The organism is Dellaglioa carnosa, from assembly GCF_026948345.1.
Taxonomy (GTDB): Bacteria; Bacillota; Bacilli; order Lactobacillales; family Lactobacillaceae; genus Dellaglioa; species Dellaglioa algida.
In genome coordinates, this window is sequence record NZ_JANXLI010000004.1 from 1 (window position 1) to 13902 (window position 13902).

At 38.0% G+C, this 13902-nt stretch carries 16 protein-coding genes and 1 riboswitch; of the genes, 4 read left to right on the forward strand and 12 right to left on the reverse strand.

Annotation, left to right across the window (positions count from 1 at the left end):
* Positions 1 to 98: 98 nt before the first annotated feature.
* The 8 genes from serS to N0K80_RS05530 all read right to left on the reverse strand — a co-directional run bounded on the left by serS (position 99) and on the right by N0K80_RS05530 (position 8519).
* Positions 99 to 1367: a serine--tRNA ligase gene (gene serS / locus N0K80_RS05495; protein WP_269024055.1), complete on the reverse strand. Its 1269-nt coding sequence runs from the start codon at positions 1365 to 1367 to the stop codon at positions 99 to 101.
* Between the two features lie 277 nt (positions 1368 to 1644).
* Positions 1645 to 2388, reverse strand: a complete 744-nt coding sequence (locus N0K80_RS05500; RefSeq protein WP_269026217.1) for a M15 family metallopeptidase — start codon at positions 2386 to 2388, stop codon at positions 1645 to 1647.
* Positions 2385 to 3815, reverse strand: a complete 1431-nt coding sequence (locus tag N0K80_RS05505; RefSeq protein WP_057974792.1) for an amino acid permease — start codon at positions 3813 to 3815, stop codon at positions 2385 to 2387. The genes N0K80_RS05500 and N0K80_RS05505 overlap by 4 nt, the downstream gene beginning before the upstream one ends.
* A 123-nt stretch (positions 3816 to 3938) precedes the next feature.
* Positions 3939 to 4122: riboswitch (Lysine riboswitch) on the reverse strand.
* Positions 4123 to 4166: 44 nt separating this feature from the next.
* On the reverse strand, positions 4167 to 4880 hold the full coding sequence (budA, locus tag N0K80_RS05510; protein WP_269024057.1) for an acetolactate decarboxylase: 714 nt from the start codon (positions 4878 to 4880) through the stop codon (positions 4167 to 4169).
* Between the two features lie 27 nt (positions 4881 to 4907).
* Positions 4908 to 6587 (reverse strand): acetolactate synthase AlsS, encoded by a 1680-nt coding sequence (alsS, locus tag N0K80_RS05515; protein ID WP_057974790.1) that lies wholly within the window; start codon positions 6585 to 6587, stop codon positions 4908 to 4910.
* 140 nt (positions 6588 to 6727) lie between these two features.
* Positions 6728 to 7261, reverse strand: a complete 534-nt coding sequence (locus N0K80_RS05520) for an Rrf2 family transcriptional regulator (RefSeq protein ID WP_057974789.1) — start codon at positions 7259 to 7261, stop codon at positions 6728 to 6730.
* Between the two features lie 84 nt (positions 7262 to 7345).
* A complete protein-coding gene (locus N0K80_RS05525; protein WP_269024058.1) occupies positions 7346 to 7867 on the reverse strand; it encodes a GNAT family N-acetyltransferase in 522 nt (173 codons plus the stop codon).
* A 4-nt stretch (positions 7868 to 7871) separates the two neighbouring features.
* Positions 7872 to 8519, reverse strand: coding sequence for a phosphatase PAP2 family protein (locus N0K80_RS05530; protein WP_269024059.1), 648 nt, complete (start codon positions 8517 to 8519; stop codon positions 7872 to 7874).
* Between the two features lie 186 nt (positions 8520 to 8705).
* Between N0K80_RS05530 and N0K80_RS05535 the strand changes: the two genes are divergently transcribed.
* Genes N0K80_RS05535 through N0K80_RS05545 form a run of 3 tightly spaced genes read left to right on the forward strand, consistent with a single transcriptional unit; the run spans position 8706 to position 11032 of the window.
* Positions 8706 to 9548 (forward strand): sulfite exporter TauE/SafE family protein, encoded by an 843-nt coding sequence (locus N0K80_RS05535; RefSeq protein WP_112251334.1) that lies wholly within the window; start codon positions 8706 to 8708, stop codon positions 9546 to 9548.
* Between the two features lies 1 nt (position 9549).
* Positions 9550 to 9921: a DUF1634 domain-containing protein gene (locus N0K80_RS05540; protein ID WP_269008177.1), complete on the forward strand. Its 372-nt coding sequence runs from the start codon at positions 9550 to 9552 to the stop codon at positions 9919 to 9921.
* A 22-nt stretch (positions 9922 to 9943) separates the two neighbouring features.
* Entirely contained in the window at positions 9944 to 11032 is a 1089-nt protein-coding gene (locus tag N0K80_RS05545; RefSeq protein ID WP_269024060.1) for an LCP family glycopolymer transferase, read from the forward strand.
* An 88-nt stretch (positions 11033 to 11120) separates the two neighbouring features.
* On the opposite strand, the gene N0K80_RS05550 is transcribed toward N0K80_RS05545, so the two are convergent.
* The 3 genes from N0K80_RS05550 to N0K80_RS05560 all read right to left on the reverse strand — a co-directional run bounded on the left by N0K80_RS05550 (position 11121) and on the right by N0K80_RS05560 (position 12647).
* Positions 11121 to 11321 carry a cold-shock protein gene (locus N0K80_RS05550; RefSeq protein ID WP_112251328.1) on the reverse strand — a complete coding sequence of 67 codons (201 nt, stop codon included), beginning with the start codon at positions 11319 to 11321 and terminating at the stop codon, positions 11121 to 11123.
* Between the two features lie 165 nt (positions 11322 to 11486).
* The gene (locus tag N0K80_RS05555) at positions 11487 to 11900 is read right to left on the reverse strand and encodes a helix-turn-helix domain-containing protein (protein ID WP_269024061.1); all 414 of its coding nucleotides are present in this window, start codon (positions 11898 to 11900) and stop codon (positions 11487 to 11489) included.
* A 54-nt stretch (positions 11901 to 11954) separates the two neighbouring features.
* Complete coding sequence (locus tag N0K80_RS05560) at positions 11955 to 12647, reverse strand: VIT1/CCC1 transporter family protein (protein ID WP_269024062.1); 693 nt, start codon at positions 12645 to 12647, stop codon at positions 11955 to 11957.
* A 217-nt stretch (positions 12648 to 12864) separates the two neighbouring features.
* Here N0K80_RS05560 and N0K80_RS05565 point away from each other — a divergent pair, with 217 nt between their 5' ends.
* Entirely contained in the window at positions 12865 to 13392 is a 528-nt protein-coding gene (locus N0K80_RS05565; RefSeq protein ID WP_057974506.1) for a hypothetical protein, read from the forward strand.
* A gap of 32 nt (positions 13393 to 13424) precedes the next feature.
* Here N0K80_RS05565 and N0K80_RS05570 read toward each other — a convergent pair whose 3' ends face one another.
* The gene (locus tag N0K80_RS05570) at positions 13425 to 13811 is read right to left on the reverse strand and encodes a DUF956 family protein (RefSeq protein ID WP_269024063.1); all 387 of its coding nucleotides are present in this window, start codon (positions 13809 to 13811) and stop codon (positions 13425 to 13427) included.
* Positions 13812 to 13902 lie beyond the last annotated feature (91 nt).

The window sequence follows — 13902 nt, forward strand, 5'->3', positions numbered from 1 at the left end:
CATTGCAGATAAATTTAAATATTTAAAAATAACCGTCTTTATTGCAACAAAAACGACCTAGGCTCGTATAAATGAGCCTAGGTCGTTTTTATGAAAAATTACTTAATTACATCTAATCCGCCCATATATGGTCGAAGAACCTCGGGAACTGTTACCGATCCATCCTCATTTTGATAATTTTCAAGAACTGCAGCCAACGTACGGCCAACGGCCAACCCTGAACCATTCAACGTGTGTACGAACTGTAATTTTCCATCATCATCTCTATACTGGATATGTGCTCTACGTGCTTGGAACGTCTCAGTATTAGAACAACTTGAAATTTCACGATACATATTTTGAGCTGGTAACCAAACTTCCAAATCATGCGTCATTGCTGCAGAGAATCCCATATCTCCAGTTGACAACGTGATGACATGGTAAGGCAATCCTAATTTTTCCATGATACTTCCTGCATCGTTCGTCATTTTTTCTAACTCTGCGTATGAATCTTCTGGTTTAGCAAATTTCACCATTTCTACCTTGTTAAACTGATGCAATCTGATTAAACCACGGGTGTCTCTACCCGCACTTCCTGCTTCGGATCTAAATGAAGGTGAAAGGGCCGTGAAGTAAACTGGTAATTTTTCTTCCGGAATAACTTCATCTCTATAGTAGTTAGTTAGAGGGACTTCCGCCGTTGGAATTAATGTTAAATCTTCATTTTCAATTTGGAAAACATCCGCCTTAAACTTAGGAAATTGTCCCGTTCCATACATTGATTCATCATTAACAACGTATGGTGGAATAATTTCCGTATATCCATCAGCCGCATGCTCATCAAGCATAAAATTATATAGTGCGCGCTCTAGGCGTGCGCCCCAGCCCTTATAGTACAAGAAACGGCTACCTGCCACTTTGGCACCACGCTCAAAATCCAAAATATCTAATTTCTCTCCGATTTCCCAATGCGCTTTAGGCTCAAAATCAAATGTTCTTGGTGTTCCAACTTTTCTTAATTCAACATTCGAATCTTCATCAGGCCCAACTGGTATCGTTTTGTTTGGCATATTTGGCAAGCGTGACGCCATATCAGTCACCTCTTCGTCCAAACCATTTAATTCTTCATCAAATGCCTTTATGGCATCCCCAACTTTTTTCATTTCTTCAATTTGAGTATCGGCATTTTCTTTATTACGTTTCAATTGTGCAATGGCTTGCGAAACGTCATTTCTTTGCTTTTTTAATGTTTCTGTTTGAACGATAATATCTCTACGTTTGCGATCTTTTGAAACTATTTCGTCAATAATCTCGGGTTTAACTCCTCGATTACCCAACTGTTCCTTCACTTCATCAACATTTTGTCGGATCATTTTGATATCTAACATGTTCTATTCCTCCTTTTTTTGTATAAAAAAAGCCCACTCATCCACTAATTGGGACGAAAGGCTTATTTTCGCGGTACCACCCAAGTTCGACAAATAGCTATTTGTCACACTCAAATTAATAACGGTCTCCCGTGTGGCATTACCCACCCACTTATTCACGCCGGATTTTCAGCTTCGTAATTTCCACCACCATTACGTCTCTTAAATGCCTACTTATAACGTTTTCCGTGTTTATTTATTACTTTAATAATAAGCGTTGACCCGCCAAATTGCAAGTTTATTTCTTGTCTTCTTTGTTGAGTAACGTTATATATTCTTCCAACGACAAATTATGCTTAACTATATATTTTGCGTTGTCTTTACCAACATAGCGAAAATGCCACGTTTCATAGTCAATTTTCGTTGATTTTTCTTTATTTTTTGGAAATCTTAAAATAAATCCATAATCCACTGCGTGATCCATCAACCACTTTTGGCCTTTATCTTTTTCACTGCTGTTGTCTAAATCACCATGCTGAGCGTACCAATTTGATGACATAATATCGACAGCCAGTCCGGTATGGTGCTCACTAGATCCCGGTGCAGCCACGTATTCTTTAGTCAGCTTTTCAGCCTCAGAAACTGATTTTTCAGAATTTTCATAGCTCTGAATTGAATCCGCATAGACTTCTTTTTGGTAGCTGATTGATCGATAACCCGATACGAGCGAGGCTTTATATCCAGCTTTGCTTGCAGCTGCTACAAATTCGTTCAGAGCACTTTCGATTTTAGTATTTATAACAATACTACCATCCGTCACTTGTTTAAAATTCAATTCTTGTTTTAATTTATGATCAGAATTAACTAACACTAAATTCCAATCGCTACTTTTTACATTTTTAGGTAGTTCGCTTTTTTTAACAACTTTCGATTCTTGATGGCTTGTTGTCGTGTTCGCTTTTTTACCGCAAGCACCTAAAAGCAAGATACACATTACCAGTGTCGCTACCACCCATTTTTTTCTAATCAAGACGCGCCTCATTTCTTCGATAAATCAACATCTTTCAATGGAATTAATTTTGTTTTATAACGTATTTTATAGTACGTGTACAGGACAATGAACAATGGAATGCTCATGTAACTAACTGATATGGCTTCCCAATCAAAATGTTGGAATGATTGGATATCTTGTCCAAGAATAACCAATATACAAAGGATAAGTGCCAAAATCGGACCAACTGGGAACCATTTTGCCGAGTATTTTAATTCTGATACTTTGTGTCCTTGCGCTTCAAATGCTTTTCTAAATCTATAGTGCGAAATTGCAATTCCTAACCAGGCAATAAACCCAGTTAAGCCACTCGCGCTAAGCAAGAAGACATAAACTCTTGATCCAAAGACACTTGCTAAAAATGTTAGTAACCCGATAAATGTCGTTCCCCATAAGGCTGCCATTGGAATACCACGTTTATTCGTTTTTCTGAACTTCTTAGGCGCATAACCTTGCTCCGCAAGCGAATGTAGCATCCGCGTTGACGCATACATCCCTGAATTTGCCGCTGAAAGGACCGATGTTAAAATGACGGCGTTCATAATACTTGCGGCTGAAGCTAACCCAGCTCTTTGGAAGACAAGTGTGAACGGACTAATTGAAATATCCGATGCGCTTGATCCAAGTAAATCTGGGCTAGTATATGGAATAATTGCCGCAATAACAAAGATTGCAAAGATATAGAATAGTAGAATTCGCCAAAACACTTGTTTAATCGCCTTTGGAATACTCTTCTCAGGCGTTTCTGATTCACCCGCCGTAATACCAATTAATTCAGTTCCTTGGAACGAAAAACCGGCAACAACGAAAACACTTAAAATCATCGGAACACCACCAACGAATGGCGCTTTTTTCATCGTAAAGTTTTCAAGACCCGTGGCATGTCCACCAAGAATACCAAAAATCGTCAGGACACCAACAACTAAGAAAACGATAACTGTTACAACTTTGATAATCGACAACCAATATTCAGTTTCACCAAATGACTTAACAGATAGTGCATTAATTGCGAAAATAATGACCAACGAGACCGTACTAAATATCCAGCCCGGCACATCCGGCAACCAAAATTGCATAACCAGTGCCGCAGTACTAATATCAACGGCTAACGTGATTGCCCAGTTAAACCAGTAGTTCCAGCCCATTGCAAAACCCATTGCAGGGTCAACAAACCGCGTTGAATACACTGCAAATGAACCCGAAACTGGTAAATAGGTTGCCATTTCACCTAAACTGGTCATTAAGAAGTAGACCATAATACCGATTCCGGCATAAGCCAGTAACGCGCCACCCGGACCTGCTTTGGAAATTGCCGACCCACTTGCTACAAATAATCCTGTTCCAATACTACCACCCAAAGCAATCATAGATAAATGCCTTGTTTTTAGTTCTCGGTGCATACCTTCTTGTTCTGCCATTTGAAATCCCCCCTATATATAGAGGAGCACTCGTGATTTTTAAAATTGAGAAAAGAAAAGAGCCTTCTTATACAACACTATTATGCGTTATACAAAAAGACTCAGATTAATAGACTCAGTCAAATCGTTATAAGCGCCCCGTGGTCGTTATTGACCACGACAGTCTCTGACTTATTAAGCCAAAGCCCAGCAGCCACTAAATTAAAGTTAGCGTCCACTTCGGCAATTCACCCTTTCTGTTTAAGATCTTCAGCACTTAATTGCCTCGTTAAACATACTTATGAAAACTGCATCCTCTTCTTTCGATAATCCTTACTATAATCAATTCACTAAATTTTTGCAAGCTGGAGCTTAGTTTTCTGCTAATTTAATCTCATCGTGTAATTTTGCGACATTAACGTTACTCTTTAAAAAAGCATCGTTTTCAATTGGAAAATGTTGTTCAAGCGAACTAAACGGCTGCAAACTAACCATTCCATTCTCCAAATGATAATCTAAAATATGACCGCCCATATCCATTTTATCGGATAAAAAGTGTAGGTGAAATCCGGCCGCACCAATTCCTTGAAATAACTTAGGCGTAAAATAACCAACAATTGTGCCATTAATATGTTCCGCGCTAAATTCCGATTGCTCAGCGGTCACGGCAGTTAAGGTTGGGTAAGGTTTACTTTGTTTAGCAACCGAACGTGTGCTCATTTTACTAAATGTTCCTTTAATAACAATTCCAAAAAATAAATTTTGATAAGGATATAATTCTAGCAATTGTTCCTCTAAGATACTACCCGCCACATTCTCAAATTGGATAGAGACGTCTGGCTGATGAAAATGAACCGTCGCAAATGGGACAAGAACATTATCGGTAAGCTGATTAACTTGACCTTCTGAGGTGATTTGGAATGCCTTTCCGTCCATCGTGATCATCTCACCATCTAAATCACCGACAGTTCCAATTCCATAATCACCATGCTTTAATAGTTCTCCAATGGAAAGTGTGCCTTCATATAATCCTTCAATTAAAGTTGCCAAAGTACCATGCTGATAAATCTTATTTGTCTCATGCATTGAATTAACCCCTTTTCATCATTATTTTTAGTACAATTGATCCATTAAAATCGATTGACCCAATTCTTGATTGTCTTTGTAGTTAACTGGGACATCAACAATTACAGGACCATTTGTTGCAAATGCTTCATCTAATGTTTTAGCTAAATCTTGTGCTTTTTCAACGCGTAAACCTTTTGCGCCAAAACTTTCAGCATATTTTACGAAATCAACTGGGCCAAAGTTAACCCCAGCAGATTTACCATATTTCATTTCTTCTTGGAATTTAACCATGTCATAATGACCATCGTTCCAAATAATATGAACAATATTTAAATTCAAGCGAACTGCTGTTTCTAAGTCTTGTGCTGAAAATAAAAAGCCACCATCCCCAGAAACTGACACAATTTGCGTATTTGGTCGAACCAACGCCGCTGAGATAGCCCAAGGTAACGCAACGCCTAATGTTTGCATCCCATTACTAAATAACAAGTGACGAGGTTCGTAACTTCTAAAATGACGCGCAATCCAAATATAGAAACTACCAACATCAACGGTCACAGTCATTTCATCTGAAACGCGTTTTTGTAGTTCACGGATGATACTCAGTGGGTGACTAGTCAAGGTTTCATCAGTCACAACTGGTGCCTCATCTCTTGCTTGTAATTTTTCTTGTAGTCCATCCAAGTACTCACGTGACTCAGAGGCCATTTGGTACCCTTTCATGTATGGCAATAAAAATTCAAGCGTTTGTGCAATATCGCCGACCAACTCTTTTTTAGGTTGGAAATTATGATCGATTTCTGAACGCATATCATCGACAACAACAATATTTGCAGTTCCTTCGGCATTCCAGTTACGTGGTTCGTACTCAATAGGATCGTAGCCAATTGTAATGACTAAATCACTCTTTTTAAGTAATTGGTCCCCTGGTTGATTTCTAAATAAACCGACACGGCCAAAGAAATCACCAACTAATTCACGAGAAATCACACCAGCAGCCTGGAATGTCTCAACAACGGGTAAGTTAGTTGCTTCAACCAGATTACGAATAGCTTGCGTAACTTCAGGTGAAGACGCGCGCATCCCCACAAGTAGGACAGGTAATTTTGCTGATTTAATTTCTTGTGCTAAAAGGGTACTTTCAACCGGACTAGCTGGCCCTAATTTAGGCGCCATCAATGGTTGGATAACCTTTGTTTTCACTTCTGAATCCGTTACATCTTGCGGCACACTAACAAAACTTGCCCCTTGTTTTGCGGCTTCAGCTTCTTGATAAGCATTTGCAATCACTTCTGAAATATTCTCAGGTTCTTGAACTTCTGCACTGTATTTAGTGATGGGTTCAAATAACGCCGTATTATTCATACTTTGATGTGTTAGACGCGTTAAATCTGAACGTTTAACCTGTCCAGAAATGGCTAAGACAGGATCGCCTTCTGCTGTCGCAGTCACAACACCAGTCGCTAAATTACTTGCACCAGGTCCAGAGGTCGTTAGTACAACCCCCGGTTTACCAGTGATACGACCAACACCAGCAGCCATAAATGCTGCGTTTTGTTCGTGACGTGTAATAATTAATTCTGGTGACTTAGGGTTCGTTGGATGTTCTAATTTCTCAAAAACGCGATCAATCTTCGCACCCGGAATTCCAAATACGTATTTCACATCATGGTTTATTAAACTATCGACAATGGCATCTGCGCCGTAATATTTATTATCTGACATTATGATTCCTCCATATTTCTATTAACACTACGTATGATAGCATTTGCATAAATAAATAACCATCGTTTTTGCTTACAAAATATAAGCTTTACACAAAAAAACATGATTAACCCAATTGTGGTTAATCATGTTTTCATTTATTATTTATGATTTCCTGTTACATTTTCAACAATTTTTTGAATAATTAACTTATGTTGACCGCTAATATCCTCTTCATTCCAGTTAATTAAAGGAATTTCAGATTCACCAAACGTTGCCGAAATAAGTTGATAAACCGTTTGAGACTCTAAATAATCGGCCCAACGTTTATCTGCCTCAGTAAATACATTGTTAATAACCGCCGTTGCTTTTTTCGTATCTTGCTTAAATTCGCGGAATACGCGATCAAAAAAGCCATAATTGGGGTAGGTTTCAATCTTGCCTTCAGTGGCCTCTACAATTTCTAACAAATTAATGTCCTTGGCATCCCTTGCCAACGTAAATCCACCGTTATTCCCAGAAATAGATTTCACAAGACCTGCGACGACTAATTTACGCATAATTTTGCGTAAATAAGTTTGTGACCCTCCAAGACGCGCGTTAATCACTTGCGATGATATTGGTACACCTCTATTTTGTGTTGCCAATAAAGAAATAATACAAGCTGCTTGTTCAAATCCTTTTGTTAATTGCATCATCAGTCACCCCAATCAAATAATTTTGAAACCGTTTTTCATATCGCATTAAGGATACCATATGTCGTTAATAATTGGTACCTATTAGTTTAAATCAATCGCGTACACTAGTTCAACGATTAATTTTACCGGACTAAAAATTGAAGGGACTTCTCTTTTATCAATAAATTGGAAATTTGATTTTTTTAATACTTGAATTGACGCTTCATTTTCAAGTGTTGTTACACCCATTATTCGTTTTAAAGAACCACCTCGAGCCGCAGTCAACAGTCCCTGAACTGCTTCTGTCATGATTCCTTGATTTTGAAAAGCTGGATTTAACGCATACCCTATTTCCTTAACTGTTAAGCTAGACTCTTGATTCTCGTCAACCACTTCGTATAATCCGATATTACCAACCACTTTTCGTGTAGCCTTAAGCTCAATCGCAAAAATACCTTGTTTTTGTAACGTTGCAATAAATAAACTAGCTTCAACGGGTGAATTAACGGGAACAAAGCCCGCAGATTGCCCAACATCCATTAACTGAGCGTATTCATAAATATCCGTTACATCTGAAGCCCGTAATGGACGCACAATTAATCGGCTCGTTTCATATTGATTCATTTTCTCAATCCTCGATATTAAATTTCTTTAACCATTTTAATTTTAAAGTTGGATATATCATTAACCCGATTGACGTCCAGGTCACTGCTAGTAAAACAGACCCAATCGTATCCGTTGGAAAATGAGCCCGCAAATAAACTCTTGAAATCATGATTAAAATAATCCATACAACTAGTAAACTATTTATCAAGATTTGCCAACTATTTTTAAATTCTAACATCATAATACCCATAACGACTAGGCCAAACAATGCCACACCAAATGTATGAACACTTGGGAAACTAAACCCACCAATTGAGCCATGACCAATTGGCCGAGGTTTCTGAATGGTATTTTTAAGAAGTGTAACAAGAAATTCGCCACTTAACATGATGACACCGACCCACACAACGGGGATTAAACCGCGTAATTGATATAAAATAGCCATTACAATAACCGAATAAATAAAAATCATCATTGGACTACTTAACCAACTAATCATCCACATAACCTGATGCAATTGTGTCGATGGTTGCGCTCTAATTATTGCTGTTATCTGGTCATCGATATCTAGTATCAATTTATTTTTAATAACGACTAACCACGTTAACTTCAAGAATAATCCGCCACAGATAACCGCTAAAAAAACAAGATACTTCTTATTTTTTATCATCACTCTCCAACTCCCTAATCACTGTCTGTTTCTTTCCCATAATTTATCACATTTTTCAATTCAATTAAAGTCAGAGAATGTAAATCTTAAAATTTCATACAGAAATTCGGTGAACGCTCAATTTTTGCTTGTTTTATGGTAAAATAAGCCATGTTTATAAATTTAGAAAAGGATTGGACATAAATAATGAATATGCTACTACTTATGCTTGTCGCCGGTATTGTGGCAGGCGCACTAGGATCAATCTTAGGGTTAGGTGGCGGTATCATTGTCACTCCCGTTCTGACTCTAATGATGGGTTTAGATATTAAATATGCCATCGGGGCCAGCATTATCGCTGTTATTGCAACAAGTTCTGGCGCTACAATCGCATTTTTAAAAGATGACGTCTTAAATTTAAGAGTTGCCATGTTTTTAGAAATTGCGACAACAATCGGTGCCATTGGTGGCGCCCTTCTAACAGGTATTTTCAATACATCATTTCTTTTTATTTTATTTGGTGCCTTCTTACTCCTCTCCGTTTACAACATGCTTAAAAAAATTTTTGTTGGCGAGGAAGTACTCAAATCAGCCAACCCGGACTACTTATCAACTAAATTCAAATTAAACAGCTCTTATTATGATAAACAATTGAAGAAACAAATTGATTATCAAGTTGAAAACGTTCCGGGCGGTATGGCTATTATGCTAGGCGCAGGAGTCGCTAGTGGTCTCCTAGGTATTGGCTCAGGTATTTTTAAAGTTATGGCCATGGATACTGCTATGAAGATGCCACTAAAACCATCAAGTTCAACAAGTAACTTGATGATGGGTGTGACTGCCGCTGCAAGTGCCACCGTTTACTTTTTTAATGGTTCAATTAGACCTGATATTGCGGTCCCACTAGCACTAGGCATTTTAGTTGGGTCGTCAATTGGTTCACGCGTGATGCAATATTTACCCGCAAAAATCATTCGTCTAGTTTTTGTACCGGTCCTACTCTATGTCAGTACTCAGATGATTCTAAAAGGATTTGGGGTGTCTATCTAGTATGAATGAAAATAATAAAACATCAGCCGAAATGGCTAAAATTGAATTAATGATTGGCAAGATTTTAAGAGCCGGGGTTTTTATTTCTGCAACCATTATGATTATTGGCCTTGTCCTATCGTTAGTTACCGGTTCGACGGGCTATCCAGGGAACACATTTCCAACTTCGTTTACCGCTATTATTTCAGGAATTGGTGCTTTAAAACCATACGCAATTATGATGCTCGGTTTATTTTTTCTCATATTAACACCAATTCTTCGAGTCGTTGTTTCAATCTACGCCTTCTACAAAGAAAAAGATTACTTATACGTTAAGATTACCGTCATTGTTTTAGTCATTTTAATTGCTGGCTTTTTCATTGGTGGACACTAATTAATTAAAGGGGAACGTTTTCATGTCAAGTCGTCGAGAAGAATATCAAAGGGAACAAGCCGAACAGGCATATCTACAATTAAACGGTTCAACGCCATTACCAAAACGCGAAAAAAAAGGACATAAAAAGAAAAAAAATAAGAGACGCCGTCGTTTAATTGCATTAGTTGTTTTAATCCTCGCCATTGGCGGTGGCATCTACGCCTATCAAAAGTATTCGAATGCAAAAAATGCGGCTGATAAAATTTATACATCGACTAAAATTGCTAAGTCTCGTAACGTTTCATCCGTCTTGAATGATGGCAATCCTATTTCTATTTTACTTTTAGGTTCCGATGACGGTGCTCTAGGACGCGCTAAAACGGGTGGTCGTACGGATACTTTGATTGTTGCCACACTTAATCCGAAAACAAGTTCGATGACTTTAGTTAGTCTACCTCGTGATGCCGAAGTTGCCATTTCGGACCATGAATCTGACTTTCCAAGTAAAATCAACTCTGCTTATGCGTACGGTGGCGCCGCAACAGCCGTCAAAACGGTTGAAAAATACTTAAATGTGCCAATTGATTTCTACGCGACAATTAACATGGGGGGCTTAGAATCATTGGTTGATGCCGTTGGTGGCGTTGACGTCAAATCACCATTAACCTTCTCATATGGTGGTGCGAGCTTTAAAAAGGATGTTAAGAGTCACGTAAACGGTAAACAAGCATTATCATATGCTCGTATGCGCTATGACGATCCGCTCGGTGATTACGGTCGTCAAACCCGTCAACGTCAAATTATCATGGCGGTTGCCTTGAAGAGTACTAATCTTCAAAATCTATTGAATCAGAAATTTTTAAATACGATGTCATCTCAACTAAAAACCGATTTAACATTCGATGATTTGACTGTTCTAGGGACAAATTATCGTAAATCAACTCATCATTCTAAATCAGATCATTTACAAGGTACGGGAACAATGATTAATGGCGAAGCCTTTGAAGTTGCTGACGAAGCTGAAAAACAACGCATCACTGACAAGTTGCGAGATGCGCTCGATCTCGTTCATGCTGAAACTGGTAATACTTTAACACCAGACACTAAAATTAATACTACACGTAAATAAACCTTAAAAGACCGTTAGTCATGGATTAACGGTCTTTTTTTGTACAAAAAAACAACTCACTATAACAGTAAGTTGTTCAAGTTTTAAATTAGTCTTTGTTTACGTTAACTGCTTGAGGTCCACGGTCACTATCTTCAACGTCAAAAGTTACTTTTTGACCTTCATCTAATGTTTTAAAACCGTCGCCTTGGATAGCTGAGAAATGTACGAATACATCGCTACCATCTTCGCGAGTAATGAAACCAAAACCTTTATCTGCGTTAAACCATTTTACTGTACCTTGTTCCATGAATAAAATCCTCCTTGTGTCTAGTGACACGTTTTATTTATGACCCTCGAATCGTCCCAGTTGGTATCGTCTCCGAAAACACTCATCAACTTCATTTGGTTCGAAAAGTCACCTAAATTATATCACGTCTAATCGTAAAAATAAATTCTAAAGTAGCGCTTTTATTTAGTTATTTTCATCTTCAAGAGGTAACGCTAAATCATCATTTTCTTCAAGACTCCGTGGTTGGTATTTACCCATTAAATAGCCCTGTATCATCTGGATAACTTCATACCGATCATTACCCGACAAGTTTTTATTTCGGTAAGAGAGCGTTGCCGTCCGCGCAAATAAATCTTCAAGATCGACGACCTCATCATTTGTTTGTCCAACTAAAAAATCGATTGAGACATGGAAGAATTCAGATAATTTTCTAACCTCTAGATACGAAGGCGTATTAATACCACGTTCCCAACTACCAATTTGAGGGCCAGAATTTAAATTATGCGTGGATTCTTGCGATTGATTCAACCCGACGGCTAATTGCGTTAATGTTAACCCACTACCTCTGCGCAATGCTTTTAGTCTTTCCGGAAACATAAACAACACTCCTTTTAGTTAAGCATACCTCTTTTTCAAAAAAAGTGTCGCTTTTTAACCGAATAACCCGCCAATATAATAAGTCACAATCATGGTAACTAATCCAACCACAACATTTCTAGCCATCGCGTACTTAACATTGTTGTGCCCTAATATGCCACTTATCGCCCCGGTTAGAAGTAAAGCTAAGGCGACGCCGATAACAGTCATCGGGATCATCATTCCCGCTGGCAATATCGTTATCAATAACAAGGGAACCAGTGATCCAACCACAAATGAAATCACTGATGAAACCGCGGCATGCCAAGGATTTAGGTATTCGCCAACATCAATATTATTAACTTCTTTGCAGTAATTTTCTAACTCATTTTGACTCATTAATTCAGAAACGACATCCGCTGCAACCGTTCGTGATAGTCCCTTACCCTGATAAATACCAATTAAGCGTTCAATCTCAAATTCATGGTTTTCTTGTAATCGTGTTGCTGCCAGTTGAATAACTGACTTTTGTGTCTCTCTTTGTGCAGAAACGGACACATATTCGCCACCTGCCATGGAAAAGGCACCAGCAAACATCCCCGCAAGGCCAGCTAATACGAGATAGTATTTATCTTGACTGGCACCCGCCATTCCTAAAATGACACCGGCGACTGAAATAATTCCATCATTAGCACCTAACACTCCGGCCCTTAAAATATTTAACTTAGTTGATAACGTCATACCAACCTTAACTACACGACTATCCATCAAGCGTCTCACTCCATTTCCAATTACTTAAGTATAAGCTAATTGAGAACAATTATCAGTTAGCTTTGGTAATTCCAAGAAAGAACATGATTGCCTTATCTTAAATAGGGTGCGACCTTTTCTTAATTCCCGGTGGACGTCTGAGAAGTTGAAAGAAACTGCATTTCAACCCATTATAGGATATAATTAAAGCAGTTGTTCGAAAGAGGTGAATCAAATGTCTGACTCAAAAAAATATCCAATTAGTCCTTATTTTGAAATTAAAAGTAATCATCCTTGGTATATTGACGCAGAAATTGAAGAATTAATGCATTATAGTCAAAATCTCAAAACCGTCTTACAGTCAATCACCAAAAATGAAAATATTAATAAAGGCTGGCGCGATGAAGATTTAGAAACCAACGTCCAATTACTACTCCTGATTGACTACGAAGAACTTGAAGTTTGGAAATACCCTGTTGATTTGTCATTTGGTAAGCTGTCTTTAAAAGAAGATGTCATTTCATTCAATGAAAATAGTCGGATTGCGCTTTACTTTGAAGACGATCAAGCAGTTATGCGTAAATTAGGGTACCTACCAAAAGAAGATACACTTCAGGCACACAATATTATGGCTGAATTACCTAACTATAAAATTGCCACCTATTTAACGGGTGGTCCTTATAAGAAGCTCACATTTGAAGATAATGAGCTTGAAATAGATAATGGTTTTGAAGAATTCCGGTTAAATATTTTAATCTACTAAAAAAAGCATTCTCGATGAGAATGCTTTTTTTGTTATTTATTTTTACTTATTTTTCCGATAATTGACTTGGCCGAACGTTTTAATACATCACCCATGCCAAGCGCCTGAACCATATTTGCTGGATCAATATAGTTCCGAATAGTACGTAACACTAGCTTTGGCTTTTTAGAAGCGAATGTGAATGTCCCATTTTTTTTCGTTTTAATTGCATAACGCGGAATCCAATGGCCTTTAAACATCACCGATGCAACTACTTGTTGAACTTCATCCCATGGAATTTGGATAAACTTACGAGCGTCAGATTGATTATAAAATTCAAACCCTTTATCACCAATCATTATCGTCCCGTAGTCTGCTAATCCCGTAAAGGCGGTTGCATCTATTGTTAAATCTATTTTCGTATTCATTGATTGAACCATGCTGTTTGGACTCCATTTTCTGTTTTGACGTAGCTTAATTATACCGTTATTTACCCTAATAAACTATAAAAAAAACTCGGGATATTTCCCC

Coding starts and splice junctions, on each gene's coding strand:
- N0K80_RS05550 (WP_112251328.1), bottom strand. CDS start 11,321: ATGGAACAAGGTACAGTAAAATGGTTTAACGCAGATAAAGGTTTTGGT.
- N0K80_RS05560 (WP_269024062.1), bottom strand. CDS start 12,647: ATGGATAGTCGTGTAGTTAAGGTTGGTATGACGTTATCAACTAAGTTA.
- N0K80_RS05540 (WP_269008177.1), top strand. CDS start 9,550: ATGAATGAAAATAATAAAACATCAGCCGAAATGGCTAAAATTGAATTA.
- N0K80_RS05520 (WP_057974789.1), bottom strand. CDS start 7,261: ATGCAATTAACAAAAGGATTTGAACAAGCAGCTTGTATTATTTCTTTA.
- N0K80_RS05500 (WP_269026217.1), bottom strand. CDS start 2,388: ATGAGGCGCGTCTTGATTAGAAAAAAATGGGTGGTAGCGACACTGGTA.
- N0K80_RS05530 (WP_269024059.1), bottom strand. CDS start 8,519: ATGATAAAAAATAAGAAGTATCTTGTTTTTTTAGCGGTTATCTGTGGC.
- N0K80_RS05505 (WP_057974792.1), bottom strand. CDS start 3,815: ATGGCAGAACAAGAAGGTATGCACCGAGAACTAAAAACAAGGCATTTA.
- N0K80_RS05570 (WP_269024063.1), bottom strand. CDS start 13,811: ATGGTTCAATCAATGAATACGAAAATAGATTTAACAATAGATGCAACC.
- alsS (WP_057974790.1), bottom strand. CDS start 6,587: ATGTCAGATAATAAATATTACGGCGCAGATGCCATTGTCGATAGTTTA.
- N0K80_RS05565 (WP_057974506.1), top strand. CDS start 12,865: ATGTCTGACTCAAAAAAATATCCAATTAGTCCTTATTTTGAAATTAAA.
- budA (WP_269024057.1), bottom strand. CDS start 4,880: ATGCATGAGACAAATAAGATTTATCAGCATGGTACTTTGGCAACTTTA.
- N0K80_RS05545 (WP_269024060.1), top strand. CDS start 9,944: ATGTCAAGTCGTCGAGAAGAATATCAAAGGGAACAAGCCGAACAGGCA.
- N0K80_RS05525 (WP_269024058.1), bottom strand. CDS start 7,867: ATGAATCAATATGAAACGAGCCGATTAATTGTGCGTCCATTACGGGCT.
- serS (WP_269024055.1), bottom strand. CDS start 1,367: ATGTTAGATATCAAAATGATCCGACAAAATGTTGATGAAGTGAAGGAA.
- N0K80_RS05535 (WP_112251334.1), top strand. CDS start 8,706: ATGAATATGCTACTACTTATGCTTGTCGCCGGTATTGTGGCAGGCGCA.
- N0K80_RS05555 (WP_269024061.1), bottom strand. CDS start 11,900: ATGTTTCCGGAAAGACTAAAAGCATTGCGCAGAGGTAGTGGGTTAACA.